13 protein-coding genes are annotated in these 18,473 nt (G+C 34.9%); 9 read left to right on the forward strand and 4 right to left on the reverse strand.

All coding sequences use genetic code 11. From position 1 onward, the window contains the following. Window positions 1-8: 8 nt before the first annotated feature. Window positions 9-2,261 carry a mechanosensitive ion channel domain-containing protein gene (locus tag ACFSAH_RS12285; protein ID WP_379663041.1) on the reverse strand — a complete coding sequence of 751 codons (2,253 nt, stop codon included), beginning with the start codon at window positions 2,259-2,261 and terminating at the stop codon, window positions 9-11. Between the two features lie 225 nt (window positions 2,262-2,486). On the opposite strand from ACFSAH_RS12285, the gene ACFSAH_RS12290 reads away from it, so the two are divergent. After that, the gene (locus tag ACFSAH_RS12290) at window positions 2,487-3,824 is read left to right on the forward strand and encodes an MATE family efflux transporter (RefSeq protein ID WP_379663042.1); all 1,338 of its coding nucleotides are present in this window, start codon (window positions 2,487-2,489) and stop codon (window positions 3,822-3,824) included. A gap of 142 nt (window positions 3,825-3,966) precedes the next feature. Beyond that, window positions 3,967-5,160, forward strand: a complete 1,194-nt coding sequence (gene fabV / locus ACFSAH_RS12295) for an enoyl-ACP reductase FabV (protein ID WP_379663043.1) — start codon at window positions 3,967-3,969, stop codon at window positions 5,158-5,160. Between the two features lie 122 nt (window positions 5,161-5,282). On the opposite strand, the gene ACFSAH_RS12300 is transcribed toward fabV, so the two are convergent. The 3 genes from ACFSAH_RS12300 to ACFSAH_RS12310 all read right to left on the reverse strand — a co-directional run bounded on the left by ACFSAH_RS12300 (window position 5,283) and on the right by ACFSAH_RS12310 (window position 9,430). After that, entirely contained in the window at window positions 5,283-5,987 is a 705-nt protein-coding gene (locus tag ACFSAH_RS12300) for an endonuclease/exonuclease/phosphatase family protein (protein ID WP_379663044.1), read from the reverse strand. A 188-nt stretch (window positions 5,988-6,175) separates the two neighbouring features. Further along, window positions 6,176-8,017 (reverse strand): Fe-S protein assembly chaperone HscA, encoded by a 1,842-nt coding sequence (gene hscA / locus ACFSAH_RS12305; RefSeq protein ID WP_379663045.1) that lies wholly within the window; start codon window positions 8,015-8,017, stop codon window positions 6,176-6,178. Window positions 8,018-8,095: 78 nt separating this feature from the next. Then, the gene (locus ACFSAH_RS12310) at window positions 8,096-9,430 is read right to left on the reverse strand and encodes a dihydroorotase (RefSeq protein ID WP_379663046.1); all 1,335 of its coding nucleotides are present in this window, start codon (window positions 9,428-9,430) and stop codon (window positions 8,096-8,098) included. 195 nt (window positions 9,431-9,625) lie between these two features. Here ACFSAH_RS12310 and ACFSAH_RS12315 point away from each other — a divergent pair, with 195 nt between their 5' ends. Genes ACFSAH_RS12315 through ACFSAH_RS12345 form a run of 7 tightly spaced genes read left to right on the forward strand, consistent with a single transcriptional unit; the run spans window position 9,626 to window position 18,408 of the window. Then, the gene (locus ACFSAH_RS12315; RefSeq protein WP_379663047.1) at window positions 9,626-10,972 is read left to right on the forward strand and encodes a DEAD/DEAH box helicase; all 1,347 of its coding nucleotides are present in this window, start codon (window positions 9,626-9,628) and stop codon (window positions 10,970-10,972) included. Then, entirely contained in the window at window positions 10,969-11,241 is a 273-nt protein-coding gene (locus tag ACFSAH_RS12320; RefSeq protein ID WP_379663048.1) for a hypothetical protein, read from the forward strand. Before ACFSAH_RS12315 ends, ACFSAH_RS12320 begins: the two co-directional genes overlap by 4 nt. Further along, complete coding sequence (gldC, locus tag ACFSAH_RS12325) at window positions 11,238-11,570, forward strand: gliding motility protein GldC (RefSeq protein ID WP_379663049.1); 333 nt, start codon at window positions 11,238-11,240, stop codon at window positions 11,568-11,570. The genes ACFSAH_RS12320 and gldC overlap by 4 nt, the downstream gene beginning before the upstream one ends. Before the next feature lie 60 nt (window positions 11,571-11,630). Then, complete coding sequence (locus tag ACFSAH_RS12330) at window positions 11,631-15,065, forward strand: response regulator (protein ID WP_379663050.1); 3,435 nt, start codon at window positions 11,631-11,633, stop codon at window positions 15,063-15,065. Window positions 15,066-15,081: 16 nt separating this feature from the next. Then, window positions 15,082-15,903, forward strand: a complete 822-nt coding sequence (locus ACFSAH_RS12335; protein ID WP_379663051.1) for a CheR family methyltransferase — start codon at window positions 15,082-15,084, stop codon at window positions 15,901-15,903. After that, window positions 15,900-16,484: a chemotaxis protein CheB gene (locus tag ACFSAH_RS12340; RefSeq protein WP_379663052.1), complete on the forward strand. Its 585-nt coding sequence runs from the start codon at window positions 15,900-15,902 to the stop codon at window positions 16,482-16,484. Before ACFSAH_RS12335 ends, ACFSAH_RS12340 begins: the two co-directional genes overlap by 4 nt. After that, window positions 16,471-18,408, forward strand: coding sequence for a response regulator (locus ACFSAH_RS12345; protein WP_379663053.1), 1,938 nt, complete (start codon window positions 16,471-16,473; stop codon window positions 18,406-18,408). Before ACFSAH_RS12340 ends, ACFSAH_RS12345 begins: the two co-directional genes overlap by 14 nt. The last annotated feature ends 65 nt before the right edge of the window (window positions 18,409-18,473 follow it).

Here is an 18,473-nt window from a genome sequence, read left to right on the forward strand (position 1 = left end):
TAATTCATTTACATGATCTTAATCCCATTTTCTTTGAATTTATTAATCAGCTGAAGAAATAAAAGATTTTTGAAGTTTGGTTCCATATAGATATTCTTTATCCATACTAGTATTTTTAGTTCAATAGAATCAGCAGCAACAGCATTGATTAAAATTTCGAAAGGCATTTTCCTGACCGTAAATTTGGAATTATTTACCTCTTCTTCAACAATCTTATTTACTGTATTTAACTCCGTATTTATATTTACTTTAAGAATAATTTCCGAACGTACATAAGCTTTATTGGTTGTCCAGTTAACAAAGCGATTAGAAAGTAAATCGGCATTTGGAATAATTACTTCAGCACCTTGTTGAGTCAGCATTTTGCTTGCCCGTATACCTATATCCTTAATTTTTCCTTTTTTATCGGCTAGTTCGACATAATCGCCAATATGAAATGGTTTTTCGAAAATCAGGATAATGCCGGATACAAAATTGTTGACTATATTCTGCATGCCCAAACCAATACCAACACTTAATGCTCCCAGTACAACGGTTAGTTTATCTAAAGCAATTCCAGATGCCATAATAGCCAATAGAACCCCTACAATAGCAACAATTAATCTGATTAATGTTAGTTTAGAACTGCGGTGTTCAACTTCGTTAGAGAAACCAATAGAACGCTCTCCAAATATAACTTCAATATTTTTCTGTAACCAGTTAGAAATGTAGAGAATAAGTGCGAAGAATAAAATATTATAAAACGTAAAACTAATGCTCCCAAATGTTCTGGATTTATTCAATACCTTTTCTACGAAAGAGAAAACTGGATCAGAAATTCCCAGATTTATAAGAAATACAAGTAGCCACAAAATAATGGCAACCAAAGACAGTATTTTTTTAAATGAACTTCTGGCTTTATCCAGATTTACCCTTGAAAAAACACCACCGGTAATGCAACTGATTCTTATTTGCAGTTCAAGAGCATCTATTATAATAAGAATAAATGCTACCAATCCAATTACCTGAGTAAGTCCTATAATTGCTGTGGTACTAAATGTACTTGCTAAACTTATTCTACCGAAGATATTAAGTACAATGGATAAACAATTAAGAGCAAGAAATATAAACAGTATGGGTTTAACTGTTTTTTGTGCAATTTGTATATATCGTATTTTGGTATAGAACTTTTTACCGATATACAGCGAAAAAATGTTAAGCGCAATTAGTACTATTCTGATATAAAAAGCATCTCTTACCGTAGCCGTGGCCAGAACAGTGAAAATATACAATACCACAATCACAAGCCAGTATTTTAACTCGTTTTTAGGGAGACTTTTCCAAAAACCAACGGTGAGGCACATAAGCAATAGAAACTGCATGACCTCTATATATAATGCGGGAGACTGTGGCTCAAATAAAGCAGTGAGGTTAAATAAAACAATGAGAGTGGATATGATAGGGATAGGTTTAATGAAGTCGAACTTCAAATCTCCAATCTCTTTTTTGATTTCTTCTTTCTGTGTTTTTTTGAAATTGAAATAGACCCAGAAGAAAAAACAACCACTTAGCAATAGTAAAAGAATACGATTATCCCAGGTAGAATCTATGAAATAATGGAGAATTTTATCTTGCCCAGTAAATGACGATGAAAGCAGATCTGTAAAACTATCGGCAGATTTACCTTTGGGAGCCGACCATATATATGGCGATTCTTTTCTGAAAGAACTTTGTTCTGAACTTTTTATGTTTTCGTTAATTGAAGCCTGAAGATCTGTAATTTCAAAATATACAGTAGAAACCTTAGCTAAAGCTTTAGAAACAGTATCCAGATTGGAAGTTATTTGCATTCCTGATTGCTGTAGTCGTTCTTTCAGCTCGTATAGTTGCTTGTGGTAAAGTTTCTTAGTAGAAGTATCCCTGCTGTTTAAATTTAGTAAAGAGTCTGAACCTAAATTGCCAACCCGATCAGATAGCAACTGTAACTCATTATTGCTGGTTATTAATTTAGCGCGCCAATATTCAATAGATTCAACAGATTTTTTTAAAATAAGGTTATATCCCGTTAATGTTTTTTGATCTATTATTCTGTTCGGCTGTTTTAGGTCTTCACGTATTGGTGCAATATTTTTTTCGATATCTAAAAGATCGGTATGTATTTCCTGTAAAGCATAACCGTTTTTAGAAGAAGCATTTACTTCATTTATTAAGTTCTGTGCTTTTTGTAGTTTAAGTAAAAGGGTGTCCTGTATCGTTTGTACGCTATCCTTTTTATGAGGCAATATCTGTGCAGTTGAAGCGGCTGGATATATTAGGAAATTGAAAAAACAAAAAAAGGAGATAAGTTTTATAAGAATGTTGTTGTGATGCTGTAAACGTAAAAACATAACTTCAATTAAATACTTAGAACAATATAACAAAGTAAAATGTGATAAGTTTGTATTTGTCAAATGTAGTTTAAAACGATTAACAATAGTTTTTTTGTTGAAAATAAGATATCATACTCCATGCATCAGAATAAAATAGGAAAATTACAAAACCATAAACAAATCATTAAACTGGCATTTCCTATTATTCTGGCAAATGCGGCCACACCATTGTTGGGTTTGGCAGATACTTTTGCAATCGGGCAAACAGGAATTGCTACTCATTTAGGTGCCATAGCTCTTGGTAGTCTAATCTTTAATTTTGTTTATTGGGGATTTGGCTTCCTTAGAATGGGGACCACTGGTTTTGTGGCACAGGCCAATGGTGCGGATAATGAATATCTGGTGAAGCTGATACTCACAAGGTCTATGTTTATAGGTTTTGTTATAGGGATGGTATTGGTGCTACTACAATCTTTTATAAGCTCATTTGCGATGTATGTGCTGGATGGGAGTGAAGAACTTAAAATATTGGTTAAAGATTTTTTTGGGATACGTATATGGGGGGCTCCGGCTACATTAATTACTTATTCTCTATTGGGCGCACTAATTGGTTTGGGTAAAACTAAAAAGATATTATGGATACAGCTTTTCCTCAACGGAGTTAATATAAGCTTAAACTTATTTTTTGTATTGCAATTACAGTGGGGTGTAAAAGGAGTGGCTTTGGGAACGCTTATTGCCGAATGTGCTACTGTATTGTTTGCATGGTTTATTTTACAGAAAGAACTTGGTTTTAATGTGCTTAGTTTTTTTGTTGCAGCAAAAAAAGAAGTATTGAACCGGGATTCTCTTTGGAAGATGATGAGTGTAAATACAGATATTATGCTGAGAACACTGGCTTTATTAGGTGGTTTTGCCTGGTTTGCCAATCAGGGAGCAAAATTTGGAGACACAACTTTGGCAGCAAATCACATTTTACTACAATTTGTATCACTATCAGCATTTTTTCTGGATGGTTATGCCTATGTTCTGGAAATGTTTACAGGAAAAGCAATAGGAAAAAAAGACCCGGTTTATTTTGAAAGGCAATTTAAAGATAGCAATCAAATAGCAGCCGTAACAGCTTTACTGCTGGCGTTACTGATTGTAATATGCGGTCATTCAGGAATATATTTTTTAACTAAGGATGAAGGAGTAAGGCAGGTAGCCAATCAGTACGTTTATTTTTCATCGGTATACGTGTTGTGTTCTTTTTTTGCCTTTCAGCTGGATGGTGTTTTTATTGGAGCCACTAAAAGCAAGGAAATGCGGAATGCTAGTCTGATATCCCTGTTCTGTTTTCTGATATCAGGATATATATTGGTGCATTTTTTTGGTAATACTGGTCTATGGTTAGCCTTTATTACTTACGTATTGATTAGGGCGGTAGTATTGTATGTTTATTTGCCAGCTGTAAAAAATAGTCTAAAGAGTTGATAATAAATGTTTCAGCTAAAAATTCTTGTGAAATATCTGAAATAGCAATAAATTGGTAACTTTACGGCCGTTTAAAAAGAAAAATACATCTTTCTATACAAAAGGATAAAGACAATAACTTTTAAAATAAATAAAAAGTAAAATGATTATTGAACCAAGAACCAGAGGATTCATCTGTTTAACAGCTCATCCAGTTGGCTGTGCAGCACACGTAAAGCAACAAATAGAGTACGTAAAGCAACAAGGTAAGATCAATGGACCCAAGAAAGTCTTGGTAATAGGTGCTTCAACCGGATTTGGGTTGGCTTCTCGCATTAGTGCCGCATTTGGATTTGATGCATCAACTATCGGAGTTTTCTTCGAAAAAGAACCTGCACCAGGTAAAACAGCATCACCAGGTTGGTATAATACTGCCGCATTTGAAACAGAAGCACATGCAGCAGGTTTATATGCAAAAAGTATTAACGGAGATGCTTTTTCTGATGAGATTAAACAAAAGACTATAGATCTGATAAAGAAAGATCTTGGACAGGTAGATTTAATTATCTACAGTCTTGCTTCGCCAAGAAGAACAGATCCTAAAACAGGAATAACATACCAATCGACTCTAAAGCCAATAGGTCAGGTATTTGAAAATAAAACTGTTGATTTCCATACAGGAGAGGTTAAACAGGTGTCTATTGAACCTGCTAGTGAAGAGGATGTAGCCAATACTATAAAAGTAATGGGTGGAGAAGATTGGGAACTTTGGATAGATGAAATGAAAGATGCAGGAGTGATTGCAGAAAATGCATTAACTGTAGCTTACTCTTACATAGGTCCTAAAGTAACAGAAGCCGTTTACCGTAATGGTACTATAGGTAGAGCAAAAGACCATTTGGAGGCAACCGTAACTCGTATCAACGAAAAATTAAAAGACCTGAACGGTTTATCTTATGTATCTGTTAACAAAGGTTTGGTAACTCAGGCAAGTTCTGCAATTCCGGTTATTCCTTTATATATTTCTTTGCTTTATAAAACGATGAAAGAAAAAGGTTTACATGAAGGATGTATTGAGCAGATTTACAGACTGTATAAAGATCGTTTGTATACTGCTGGCGAAGTTCCTGTTGATGAAAAAGGTAGAATACGTATAGACGATTGGGAATTAAGAGATGATGTACAGGCAGTTGTTTCTGAATTATGGGAAAAAACAACTACAGAGAATTTATCTGAACTTGGCGATTTAGCAGGTTATAGAACAGATTTCTTCAACCTTTTTGGTTTTGAAATAGCAGGAGTAGATTACGCAGCCGATGCTAACGAAATGGTTGATATTCCGGGCTTGCAAGCTTAGGATTGTAATATAAAAGCTTAGAAAGCGGCTATTCTTTTATCGGAATAGCCGCTTCCATTTATAGATGTAAAGCTGTAATAACGTTTTGATAACGCTTATTTAGTTTTATCTATTTAATGAATTTAATATTCTATAATCAAAGGTAGATGATCACTCAGTGATTTCCAGTTTTCAAAATTTGGAATTTCTATTTTTGTAGTTTCTTGAAGGAGAGAAGTTGGGAGAAAACAATAGTCAATATGATAAGCTTTTAAATGATTTCTATGAAGGAAAAATGTTTTTTGAACTTCCTCGCCATGGTTTTCGTTATAGAGTTTATGGTAAGCGCTTTCTATTCCATTATTTTTTAAAATATTGACTACTTCTGAATGGTTCCACCATCTATCCCAACAATCCCATATTTTATTGCTATTAAAATCTCCAATTATAATTGAGTTTTTTAGTTTATCAGCATTTATTTGTAAATATTTCCATAATTGTCCAATATAACCAAAAGTAGGCGAGTTATTATGATGTGCCCAAACAGCAATTAAAGTTTGGGTATGATTAATCTGGACGGGAAGAAAATAGTTGACAGGATGTGTTTCGTAGATATTAGACCAATCTAATGATTTAATTTTTATCTCTTCTTTAGCAAAAATACCTAATCCTTTATGTTTGTTGTTTCCAATCCAAATATGATTTTTTGCAAAATGTTTATATGATACATCATTCGATATAAAAGGGTTCTCACATTCTTGAATTACTAAAACATCTGCGTTAAAACAATCGAGAGAACTATATTTATTTCGAAAAGCACCATTACAATTCCAAGTAATAATTTTCATAACTAAATGGATTAAAATGATCGGTTTTAAAGTTTATGATGAAATAAAGATATCTGTTAATCTTTAAAATGAGAAAATATAAAAAACTTAAGTGATGTGGTTATATTCAAATTGTATTAATCCATTATAAATTAATACAATTTGAATGTGTAGGATATATTTAAAAGGAAAACAAGGTGCTTTCTTATCTATTCAATACTTTTACCTTTCATGGCATGAGAAATAGCATGATCCATCAAACGTTCTGCAAAAGGTCGTGTATATTCATTTAAAGCATCGATAGCTGAGTGGATTTTATCTTTATCGTTACTTGTTAACTCGTTTTTTAAATCTGCAATAAGTTTGTTGGTTTCATTAATCTCATCAGAAGTTAAAAAGGTAGTGTTTTTTTCAATAAACCTTTCTGCTGTATAAACCATTTGTTCGCCTTCTGTTCTGGCTTCTATTACCATCCGTTGAGCAACATCTTCTTTAGCATTCAAAACAGAGTCCAGCAACATTTGCTCAACCTCTTCATCTTTTAAACCGTAGGTTGGTTTTACATCTATATGTTGTTTTACTCCTGAACGTAGTTCAATGGCCTCGACTGTTAAGATACCATCAGCATTCAGTAAGAAATTGATATCAACTTTAGGGAGTCCGGCCGGCATAGAAGGAATTCCCTTTAAATCAAATTCTGCGAGCTTACGGTTTTCTTTTACCAAATCTCTTTCTCCCTGATAAACGGCTATTTTCATGTTCACCTGTCCATCAACAGAAGTGGTATATTGTCTGCCTGCTTTGGTGGGAATTTTAGAGTTTCTCGGGATAATGGTATCCATTAATCCGCCCATAGTTTCTATACCCAGAGAAAGGGGAGTTACATCTAACAAAAGAATATCTTTTCGGTTGCCCGAAAGTACATCAGCTTGTATTGCTGCACCTAAAGAAACTACTTCATCAGGGTTAATGTTATCGTTAACCTGTTTTCCAAAGAATTCTGAAACTTTACGTTTTACAAGTGCGGTACGTGTAGAGCCGCCCACCATAATTATTTCGTCTATATTAGCTGTTTCCAATTCAGCATCTGCTAATGCATTTTTACAGGAAATAATGGTTTCGTTTACTTTATCAGCGATAAGTTGTTCAAAAGTTTGTTTGTCCAGAGCGCAAAAAATATCTCCAATTTTATCATTGAAAAGATTTTGATGCATAAAAGACTTTTTGGCTTCTTCTGCTTTTAATCTTAACGCCTGCATTGGAATATCTCCAGTCAGCTTATTTTGTTCTATCCAGTAATTTACAATAGCTCTATCAAAATCATCTCCACCTAAGAAAGTATTTCCATGGGTAGATAGCACTTCAAATATGCCGTTTTGGATTTTCAGAATAGAGATGTCAAAAGTTCCTCCACCTAAATCGTAAACAGCAATAGTTTTTTCTTCTTCCTGACTCAGGCCTATTCCATAAGCCAGTGAAGCAGCGGTAGGTTCGTTAACAATACGTAATACATCCAGACCAGCCAGTTTTCCGGCATCGCGGGTTGTTTGTCTTTGCGAATCATTAAAATAAGCCGGAACAGTAATTACTGCTCTGCTTACTTTTGTTTTTAACGCATGTTCTGCCCGGGCTTTTAATTCTGCTAAAATAACCGCAGAAAGTTCTATAGGCGTATAAAAATTTTCTCCAATTTTGATTTTTACCAGACTTTCGTCATTATCGTCATCAATAATTTTGTAAGAAAAATAGTCCTCGTGATCTTGAATGTCTTTGTAAGAACGGCCCAAAAGCCTTTTTACCGAAAATATAGTGTTTTGCGGATCGCTAATCAGAAAGTCTTTAGCTTCGTTACCAACAGTAGGTGTATTGTTTTCGTCAAAATGGATAACAGATGGAACTAATATTCCTTTTCCTGTATCGTTAATTACCTGTGGTTGGTTATCGGGATTAATGAATGATACCAAGGAGTTTGTTGTTCCTAAATCTATCCCTACAATAATATCTTCTTTTTGTATTGATCCTGTTGCCAGGTTAATCGAAATCTTAGCCATAATTATTGGTGTAAAGTTACATACTTTTGCTTGATGCATTGTTATTGAAATGTAATCAAGCAAAAGCAGATTTTAGGGTTAACGATTAAATAAAAGTCGTTCTCCTTTAATACTTTCGTCGAAAACTCCGTTTTCATATACCAAATGTCCGCTAACAAAAGTATGCGTTACTACAGAATTAAATTTCTGCCCTTCGAACGGAGACCATCCGCATTTAGAAAGGACATTGCTTTTATCAACCGTATAATTTTTATTTAAATCAACCAAAACCAAGTCGGCTTTATAGCCTTCACGAATAAAACCACGGTCTTTCATCTGGAAACATACGGTAACATTATGAGCCATTTTTTCTACTATCTGTTCTAAGGTTATTTTGCCTTGATGGTGCATTTCCAGTAATGCATTTAATGCATGTTGTACCAAAGGGCCACCGGAAGGTGCATTTAAATACTGTTGCTCTTTTTCCTGAATGGTGTGCGGAGCATGGTCTGTAGCTATTACATCTATTCTTCCGTCTAAAACTGCGTTTAAAATTTCGTTTTTATCGGCTTCTGTTTTTACGGCAGGATTCCATTTTATCCAGTTGCCTTTGGTAGCATAATCTTTGTCACTGAACCATAAATGGTGGATACAAGCTTCCGCGGTGATTCTTTTTTGTGATAAAGGAATATCGTTTCTAAATAAATGAGTTTCTTTTCCGGTAGAGATGTGAAGAATATGTAGCCTGGTATTGTGTTTTTTAGCTAATTCTACAGCAAAGGAAGAAGATATAAAGCAAGCTTCGGCATTTCTGATAACAGGATGCATTTCGGGAGTGATCTTATCTCCATATTGCTCTTTAAAAATAGCCATATTATGTTTAATGGTGGCTTCGTCTTCGCAATGCGTAGCAATAAGCATAGGTACCTGACTGAAAATTCCGTTTAAAGTAGTTTCATTGTCAACCAGCATATTTCCGGTAGATGAACCCATGAAAACTTTAACACCACATACATTTTCCGGATTGGTTTTAAGTACTTCTTCTAAATTATCGTTTCCGGCACCCATGTAAAAAGAATAGTTGGCAAGCGACTTTTGCGAAGCAATATTGTATTTGTCTTGCAATAATTCCTGAGTTAAGGTGTTAGGGACGGTATTGGGCATTTCCATAAAAGAGGTAATACCACCTGCAACTGCAGATTTAGCTTCGGTATATATTTCTGCTTTATGGGTAAGTCCAGGCTCTCTGAAATGAACCTGATCATCTATAAACCCAGGTAGAAGGTGTTTTCCTTCCGCATTTATTTCTTTAGCAGAATGGTCCGAAAGGTTGGTGCCTATTTTAGCTATTCTGTCATTTTCTATTAGTATATCACCATTAAATTGTTTTCCTTCGTTTACAATAGTGGCGTTTTTGATTATTAATTTGGACATGGAAACAAAATTACGGAAATTTTTAGTTGATTAATCCGAATAGTTGAGTGGTGTTTTCTGATTCTTAAACTTTTCTGGAGGGAGAGCGGTATTCAATCTTCGGTTTTTTGTAAACTTTTTTGCATCTGGGACCCCGGGGTTTAAATCTCGTATACCAAATCTCATATCTGTTCAAAAAAATCTATCTTTGCGGGTATGTCTAAAAACTTCGAAGAATTTAAATTTAATAGACAAATACTGAACGCTATTGAAGAGGCCGGCTATACCGAACCTACTCCAATACAGTCAAAAGCTATTCCTCCAATCATGAACGGGCAAGATGTTTTGGGTATTGCACAAACCGGAACAGGAAAAACTGCCGCTTATGTACTGCCCATTATCATGAAGCTTAAATACGCTCAGGGAAATGATATTAGGGCTCTGATTTTGGCTCCTACACGTGAATTAGCCATGCAGATTGATGAAAATGTACAGCAATATGCTAAATATACAGATTTACGGTCTGTGGTGGTTTATGGAGGTATAGGTCCTAAAACTCAGATAGAACAGATTTCAAAAGGTCTTGATATTTTAATTGCTACACCGGGCAGGTTTATGGATATTTATTTGGCCGGACATATAGTTACTAAAAAGCTTCAGGTATTGGTGTTGGATGAGGCTGACAAGATGATGGATATGGGGTTTATGCCTCAGATCAACAAAGTACTAGAAATAGTTCCCAAAAAGCGCCAGAATTTATTGTTCTCTGCAACTATGAGCGAGAAAGTAGAACGTTTATCGGAAAACTTTCTTTTATGGCCTACCAAGGTAGAAATTACTCCGCAAGCTACACCAGCGCAAACAGTGGAGCAGGAGCTTTACTTTGTTCCTAATTTTAAGACTAAGATCAATTTACTGAAAACTTATGTCGAGGATGATCCGGAAGTTTCCAAGCTTATCATCTTTTGCAGAAGCAGGGCTGTAGCAGAGAATGTTTATCGTTTTTTGCTGAGAAAGTTTAATGAGAATCATGTGAAGGTATTACATGCCAATAAGGGACAAAATACCCGTATCAATTCTATTAATGCTTTTAAAAATGATGAGGTACGTATTCTGGTAGCTACGGATGTTGCTGCAAGGGGTATAGATGTAAGCTCTGTGTCGCATGTTATTAACTTTGAGGTTCCGGTAATTTACGAGGATTATGTGCATAGGATAGGGCGTACCGGAAGAGCTTCTGCTCTGGGGAAGGCGGTGACTTTTTGCAATCCGGCAGAAGAATATTATCTCCGTAAAATAGAAAACCTTATTCGTCAGCAAATACCTGTAAAAGATATACCTGCTCATGTTTTTGTAGAAGAAACTCCTTATCAGGAAAGACAGGATATAGCGCGTGAAATAGATAATCAAAAGAAGAAAGAAGATCCTGATTTTAAAGGAGCTTTTCACGATAAAAAAACACAGGCACAAAAAGCAAAGTTTAAAGCACAGAGAGCGAAGGCTACCGGTAAAAACCTGGGTAAAGCGAATACCGGAAAAAGCATTAAGAAGAAAAGGAGATGAGCTTAACCAATATTAAAATTACGCCATTAAGTTTAGTGCTGGCAGTGTGTGTGGCTTATGTAGGTTATCTGGTTTTGTTTCCTGCCGATGTTGCTGCGGTTGCCAGTCCGTATGTTAAAGTTGCTTATACATTGGTATTGGCTTTTGTGTTGTTTTTAACCGATATAATCTTCAGAAGACTGGTGACTAGTATGAAGTGGATATGGCTAATCCAGTCGTCCTTTATTTTACTGATAATTATCCTGATTTTAATTTTTAAAAAGATATGAGAAAAGCAGAGATTAAACTGACTATTGAACTTGATGATAATAACGTTCCTGAAAATATAACATGGGAATCTACAGATGCCGAGAATAAAGAGGCTTTAGCTGTAAAATCTATGATGCTGGCTTTATGGGATCATAATTATAAAAATAGTTTGAGAATAGATCTTTGGACTAAAGACATGCCGGTAGACGAAATGAAACGTTTTTTTTATGAAACCCTACAAACTATGGGCGATAGTTTCCTGCGAGCAACCGGAGAAACAAATATTGTTGAAGATTTGCGAGATTATTGTGCGCATTTTGCCGAAAAAATGGATATTTTAGAAAAATAATTGAAAGAGGAGAAATCCTCTTTTTTTTTGCATAAATTTCGTTCATAGCAAAATAACTTTATGAAGTGGTCGGTACGCACAAAACTTTTTGTGGGCATAGGAGTTTCAGTCATTTTGGTGGCTTTAGTAGGTCTTTCTTCTTATTTAAGTTTAAAAGGAGTTCAGAAAGATTATGATTGGGTAACCCATACAGAACATATCATTAAAAAAAATAATGAGTTGATGGCTGTTTTGGCAGATGCCGAATCTAATCAGCGTGGATATATACTAAGAGGAAACAGAGCTTTTTTAGATAATTATACTATATCTGTTGGTGAGTTAGAATCGCTGATAGATGACCTTAAATTATTGGTAAAGGATGCCAGAGGAAATGAAGAACAGGTTTTTCGTTTAGAAAAAGCTATACGTTTAAAAATAAAGGCTATGAGCGACCTGATAGCCATTAAAGAAAAGAGCTATGAGGGGAAGAGTAATGACTTGGAACAGGCTGAGGTTTCAAGAAAATATATGGCAGATATCAAGTCTATTTCTTATGAGATTAATCTGTCTCTTACCGATTTATTGCAAGAACGAAAGGAAGCGTCAAAAAGATCTGTTTCTTTAGCTATTTCTGTTATCATTTTTGGTACCTTAATTATTTTCCTGATTGTTTTTGTGCTCTTTAAAAATGTTATGAGAGCGTTTAATGCGCAACTTAAGGCAAGAAGAGAGATAAAACAGATAAACCAATCGCTAGAAGAGCTTAATAAAAAGAACGAAGACAAAAATTGGTTATTAACCGGTATCAGTAAGCTTAATGATCAATTACAGGGTGAGCTTTCTGTTAAGTCTATGGCAGAGAACATTATTAGCAGTGTATGTAAATACGCAAATGGAAATATTGGGGCTCTTTATTTGGTAGATACCGATGCACCGGATATTTTAAAATTAACATCCGGATATGCGGTAACTATTACAAAACATACCCGTCGTAAGATTAAACTTTCCGAAAGTTGGGTAGGGCAATTGGTGAAAGAAAAAGAACATGTTATACTGGAAGGTGATGCTATAGAAAATCTGGAAATAAAAACAGGCTTGTTACAGACCAAACCTATACAAAGTATTGTGGTACCTTTTTATTTTGACAATAGGTTAAAAGGAGTAATGGAAGTTGGTTTTTTAGATTCTATATCAGATCAATCTAAAATATTTATTACCAGTTCGGCACAATTAATAGGCGTGGCAGTAAACACGGCTGAGTCCCGCGAAACGCTTCAGGATTTGTTTGAACAAACGCAACAACAGGCCGAAGAGTTAGAAAGCCAACAAGAAGAATTGCGTGTAAGTAACGAAGAATTGACTTCCAAAACTGAATTGTTACAAGCGTCTGAGGAAGAATTAAGAGTACAGCAGGAAGAACTACGCCAAATTAATATAGAACTGGAAGAAAAAGCCAGAGTACTAGAAAATAGCTATCAGGAAACAGAGAAGGCTAAGAATGAGCTCGGAGTGAAAATGAAAGAGCTGGAACAGGCCAATCATTATAAGTCTGAGTTTTTGGCCAATATGAGTCACGAACTCCGTACACCTTTAAACAGTATTCTTATTCTGGCTAAGATCCTTAAAGAAAACAAAGCTCAAAGACTTTCTGAGGAAGAGCAAAAATATGCCAGTGTTATACATAGAGCTGGTAACGATTTATTGTCGTTAATTAATGACATACTTGATTTGTCTAAAATAGAATCGGGTTTTATAGAGCTTAATAATGAAAATACCCCGCTGGCAGTAATAGAAGATAACTTGTTTCAGCTATTTGAAGAAGTAGCCAAAAATAAAGGCGTTGACTTTATTATCAATAAAATAGGCGTATTACCAGAACAAATAAATCTGGATAAACAACGGTTAGAGCAAATACTTAAAAACCTGTTGTCTAATGCATTCAAGTTTACCCCTAAAGGAGGAAGTGTAGAAGTAATTATACAGCAAGAAAACGATCGTATTAATTTTACCGTAAAAGATACGGGAATAGGTATTCCTTTAGAAAAACAACGACTTATTTTTGAGGCATTCCAGCAGGTAGATGGAGCTACTAATCGTGAATATGGTGGGACAGGATTAGGCTTGTCTATTAGCAGAGAGCTGTCACGATTAATGAATGCCGCTATCTCTTTACAGAGTGAGCCAGGTAAAGGCAGTGCATTTACTTTAAGTATGCCTTTAAACCCTTCCAATGATATAAAACAAACGGTAGTACAAACATCACACTCTTTTATAAAGCAAATAAAATCTGAAAAAGTAGAAGTTAAATCAGAAATAGAGCAAACTTCTTTAATGGAAATGCCTAAACGGGAAACACCATTACTATTTGTGGTAGAAGATGATATCATGTTTAATGATTTGCTGACAGATTATGCCCAAAAGAGTGGTTTTGAAACCAAGCAATATTATCAGGGAGATTCTATCGAGAAAGAGATGATGGCACATTTGCCCAATGCAGTTTTACTGGATGTTATGCTACCTGGAATAGATGGTTGGGAAGTGTTGTCAAATATTAAAAAGAACCCGTTAATTGCACAAATACCGGTACACATGATGTCGTCCGGAGATTTTCCAAAAACAAAAGCACAAAAAGAAGGAGCGGTGTCTTTTTTGAAGAAACCGTTAGAGAAACATCATCTTGAAGAGCTTTTTGAACAGTATATAAATAAAGCTGTTATATCATTGAAGCAGGTATTGCTGGTAGAAGACCAGTTAGAACAAAGCGAAGGGCTAAAAGATCTTTTTGCTGATAAAAATATACAGGTATTGCAAGCTTTTTCAGGAGAAGAGGCACTAGAAATGTTAAGCTCCAGATCCTTTGATTGCGTTATACTGGATTTGAAACTTCCTGATATGGATGGAACTGCATTATTGGAAGAGATAAAATCATTGAAACCCAATATTCCTGTTATCATCAATACAGCAATGGAGCTTACTCAAAACCAACTTAAAGAACTGTTAAAATACTCGGATGCAACAGTATTAAAATCGCCGAGATCTGCGGATAGGTTGATAGATGAGGTAAACCTTTTTTTGCATAAAGTGAAAACAGCAGAACCTGAAAACACAAAACAAGTACTAAAGGATCAGAATACAGATAATAACCTTGAAAATAAAGTAGTACTTCTTGTAGATGATGATATGAGAAATATTTTCTCTATCAGCGCTATTTTAGACGGTTATGGTTTAAAAGTAGAGATTGCCAATGATGGGGTGGAAGCGTTAGATAGGTTGGCCGAACTTAATAAGGTAGACATTGTGTTAATGGATATTATGATGCCCAGAATGGATGGCTATGAAACCATGCAAAACATTCGAAAAAGTAATAAATGGAGAAACCTGCCTATTATAGCACTTACAGCAAAGGCAATGAAAGACGATAGGGAAAAGAGTATTGCTGCAGGAGCAAATGATTATATTGTTAAACCTATAAATATAGATCAGTTAATATCATTGATAAAAATTTGGATATCATAACCAAGAACATTTACCTGTGAGCAAACTTACTAATATAACCTACGAAGAATTAGACGAACTGGTCGTGATGATCAGGATGAGATTTGGTTTCGATTTCTCTCTTTACAGCAAGGCATCGCTTAAAAGAAGGTTCGAACGTATTATTAACCTTAACAAATGGAGCCTTTTTGATATTAAGGACAAAATTGTTAATGACAATAGTTTTATACATTTTCTGATTACCGAGATTACTGTAAACGTGACAGAAATGTTTAGAGATGCCAGCCTTTTTCAGAGCTTAAGAGAAAATGTAATTCCTTATCTGTCATCTTACCAACGGATAAAAGTATGGCATCCCGGGGTTTCCAGTGGCGAAGAACTCTATTCATTTTCTATCCTTTTTAAGGAGATGGGACTTTATGATAGAAGTTTTTTTTACGGAACAGATGTGAATCAGGAAGTTTTAGAAGAAGCAAAAACAGGGATATACTCTTTGAAAAAGATGAAAGCTTATGCAGAAAACTTTTATAAAGTAGGATTAAAAGGGCCTTTCTCGAAATATTACACCGTATTATATGATAATGCGACCATAACCGAAGAACTTAAGAATAATGCATTATTTTCGGTACATAATTTGGTGTCTGATGGAGTGTTTAACGAATTTCAGTTGGTTAGTTGTCGTAATGTATTGATCTATTTTCAACAAGAACTACAAGATAGGGTACTTAATTTATTAATAGACAGTCTCTGCCCGTTGGGATTTTTAGTTTTAGGTTCAAAAGAAACCATACGTTCTGTAGAAATAGGAGAAAGGCTTAGGGTAATAGACGCATACGAAAATATTTATCAAAAAATATGAGTAAAAAGGTGGAGTTAATAGCAATAGGGGGGTCGGCAGGTTCTTTTTACGTTATTTTGGAAATATTGCAGGCTTTGCCTTTGGACTTTTGTATACCCATATTAATTGTTATCCATCGAAAGTATACCGTTCAGCATGATTTTGATAGTATTTTAAGCCGTAAAACAAATATTCCGGTTAAAGAAATATCAGATAAAGAAGTGATAAGGCCCGGAATAGCCTATCTTTGTCCGCCAGATTATCATGTGTTAATAGAAAAAGAACATATATTTTCACTGGACGAGTCAGAAAAAGTATGTTTTAGCCGTCCCAGTATAGATGTAGTATTTGAGAGCGCAGCAGATATTTATGCATCAGATTTATTGGGTATTTTGCTTTCCGGAGCAAATAGTGATGGTGCTAACGGGTTGCAGGCTATTAAAAAACAAGGTGGACAAACTATAGTACAAGATTTAGAAGAAGCTAAATTTATAGAAATGCCAAGGGCAGCAATGAACCAAAATGCACAAACAAAGGTTTTAAAAACAAAGGAGATTATTAAATATCTTTTAAGTTTAGATTATCAGAATGGAAAAAATTAATGTTCTTTTAGTTGACGATAAGGAAGAAAATCTGATAGCGCTGGAAGCATTAATCCAGCGAGATGATATCCATATAATAAAGACAATATCGGCAAATGATGCTCTCAAATTAGCGTGGGATCAGAGTATATCCTTAGCATTGATTGATGTACAGATGCCCAATATAGACGGTTTTGAATTGGCGGAAATGCTAAAATCAAATCCGCGTACAAAAGATATCCTCATTATTTTTGTTACGGCTATCTCTAAAGAAAGTAAATATGCCGTAAAAGGGCTTTCTACCGGGGCAATAGATTACCTCTATAAACCTTTAGATCCGAGCACTACTTTGGCGAAAGTAGATTCGTTTATCCAGCTGGCCAAAGCCCAGAGAGATATTAAAAATAAAAATCTGGCTTTAGAGCGGTATTCTGTTATTATCGCTAATTCTGCTGATTTAATTTGTGTTGTAGATGAGGAAAGTAAAAAAATTGAAGAGTTAAATCCGGCAGTCAGCAATATATTGGGGTTTTCTGTAGAAGAGCTGATGAACCAATGTGTTTATACTTTAATAGAAGAAACCTCGACTGTTCAGTTTGATGCCGAGTTGGAACAACTTCAAAACCATAGAGAACACACTTTTGAATTTCAACTAAAAAATAAAGAAGGCGAACTGGTTTGGACAGAGTGCAGGGTTACCTATAAGCAGAAAAAATACTTTTTTAATATCAGCGACCATACGTTGCAAAAACAATATGAGCAAAGGCTAATTTCATCTAAAGAAGAGGCTATAGAAGCAAGAATGGTGAAAGAACGTTTTCTGGCGAATATGAGTCATGAATTGCGTACACCTTTAAATGGTATTATAGGGATAGCCAATTTGTTGAAACAAACACCTCTGGAAGAATCTCAGCGGCAAATGATTAATTTGTTGGAACTATCTTCGCAATCGCTGCTGGGAGTTGTAAACGATATTTTGGATTTATCTAAAATTGCTTCAGGAAAGTTTAGCCTGATGAAGAAAGAAATCAACCTTCATCATTTATTGAGGTCAGCAATACAGTTGATGCAGGTTAAAGCCGATGAAAAGTTACTTGATCTTAATCTTGAAATAGACGAAAATGTACCTCGTTACGTAGAAACCGATCCATTAAGGTTGAATCAAATTCTGATGAATTTATTGAGTAACTCTATCAAATTTACGCAAAAAGGACATGTTACATTAAGAGCAAAAGTTATAGAAGAAAATGGAAATGTAGCAACTGTACAGTTTGAGGTTGAGGATACAGGAATTGGCATTCAGAAAGAGCGTAGAGAAAAGATATTTGAACTCTATGAGCAGGCAGAAGAAGATACCAGTCTTAAATATGGAGGTACCGGATTAGGCTTAGGTATAGTTAAAAAGCTGGTAGAAATGCAGGATGGAGAGATTGATTTTGAGAGTGAATACGGTAAAGGGACTACTTTTTCTTTTACACTTCAATTTAAGAGAATAGCCCATCATGAGGGACAGCTTATAGTAAAAACAGATGAGAAAGAACTTTTAAAACCTTTTGTAGACTTAAAAGCATTGATTGCCGAGGATAATAAAATCAATCAGTTTATTGTAGCTAAAGTATTGGCCGGATGGAATATAGGTTATGATGTAGTTGAAGATGGATTGGAAGTTTTGGAAAAGATGAAAGCAAATGATTACGACTTTATTCTAATGGACACCTATATGCCTAATCTTGGTGGATATGATACCACAAAACGTATCAGAAAAGAGTTTGATGGAGAGAAAAAAGATGTCGTTATTATATCTATGTCTGCGGCAGTATTGGAAGAAGAGAAAAAAGCAGCTTTAGATGCAGGAATGAATTACGTTTTAACCAAACCATTTATACCGCAGGATTTATACAGAATTGTTGCTACCATTAACCAAACTATAAAAGGAGAGTTATAAGTTTATCAGCAATTTTTGGAAACCAATTACGGTTCCAATAGTTTATATTAGTAGAAATATCTAAT

Source organism: Pseudopedobacter beijingensis, from assembly GCF_042678145.1.
Taxonomy (GTDB): Bacteria; Bacteroidota; Bacteroidia; order Sphingobacteriales; family Sphingobacteriaceae; genus Pseudopedobacter; species Pseudopedobacter beijingensis.

Coding starts and splice junctions, on each gene's coding strand:
- ACFSAH_RS12290 (WP_379663042.1), top strand. CDS start 2,487: ATGCATCAGAATAAAATAGGAAAATTACAAAACCATAAACAAATCATT.
- fabV (WP_379663043.1), top strand. CDS start 3,967: ATGATTATTGAACCAAGAACCAGAGGATTCATCTGTTTAACAGCTCAT.
- ACFSAH_RS12300 (WP_379663044.1), bottom strand. CDS start 5,987: ATGAAAATTATTACTTGGAATTGTAATGGTGCTTTTCGAAATAAATAT.
- hscA (WP_379663045.1), bottom strand. CDS start 8,017: ATGGCTAAGATTTCGATTAACCTGGCAACAGGATCAATACAAAAAGAA.
- ACFSAH_RS12310 (WP_379663046.1), bottom strand. CDS start 9,430: ATGTCCAAATTAATAATCAAAAACGCCACTATTGTAAACGAAGGAAAA.
- ACFSAH_RS12315 (WP_379663047.1), top strand. CDS start 9,626: ATGTCTAAAAACTTCGAAGAATTTAAATTTAATAGACAAATACTGAAC.
- ACFSAH_RS12320 (WP_379663048.1), top strand. CDS start 10,969: ATGAGCTTAACCAATATTAAAATTACGCCATTAAGTTTAGTGCTGGCA.
- gldC (WP_379663049.1), top strand. CDS start 11,238: ATGAGAAAAGCAGAGATTAAACTGACTATTGAACTTGATGATAATAAC.
- ACFSAH_RS12330 (WP_379663050.1), top strand. CDS start 11,631: ATGAAGTGGTCGGTACGCACAAAACTTTTTGTGGGCATAGGAGTTTCA.
- ACFSAH_RS12340 (WP_379663052.1), top strand. CDS start 15,900: ATGAGTAAAAAGGTGGAGTTAATAGCAATAGGGGGGTCGGCAGGTTCT.
- ACFSAH_RS12345 (WP_379663053.1), top strand. CDS start 16,471: ATGGAAAAAATTAATGTTCTTTTAGTTGACGATAAGGAAGAAAATCTG.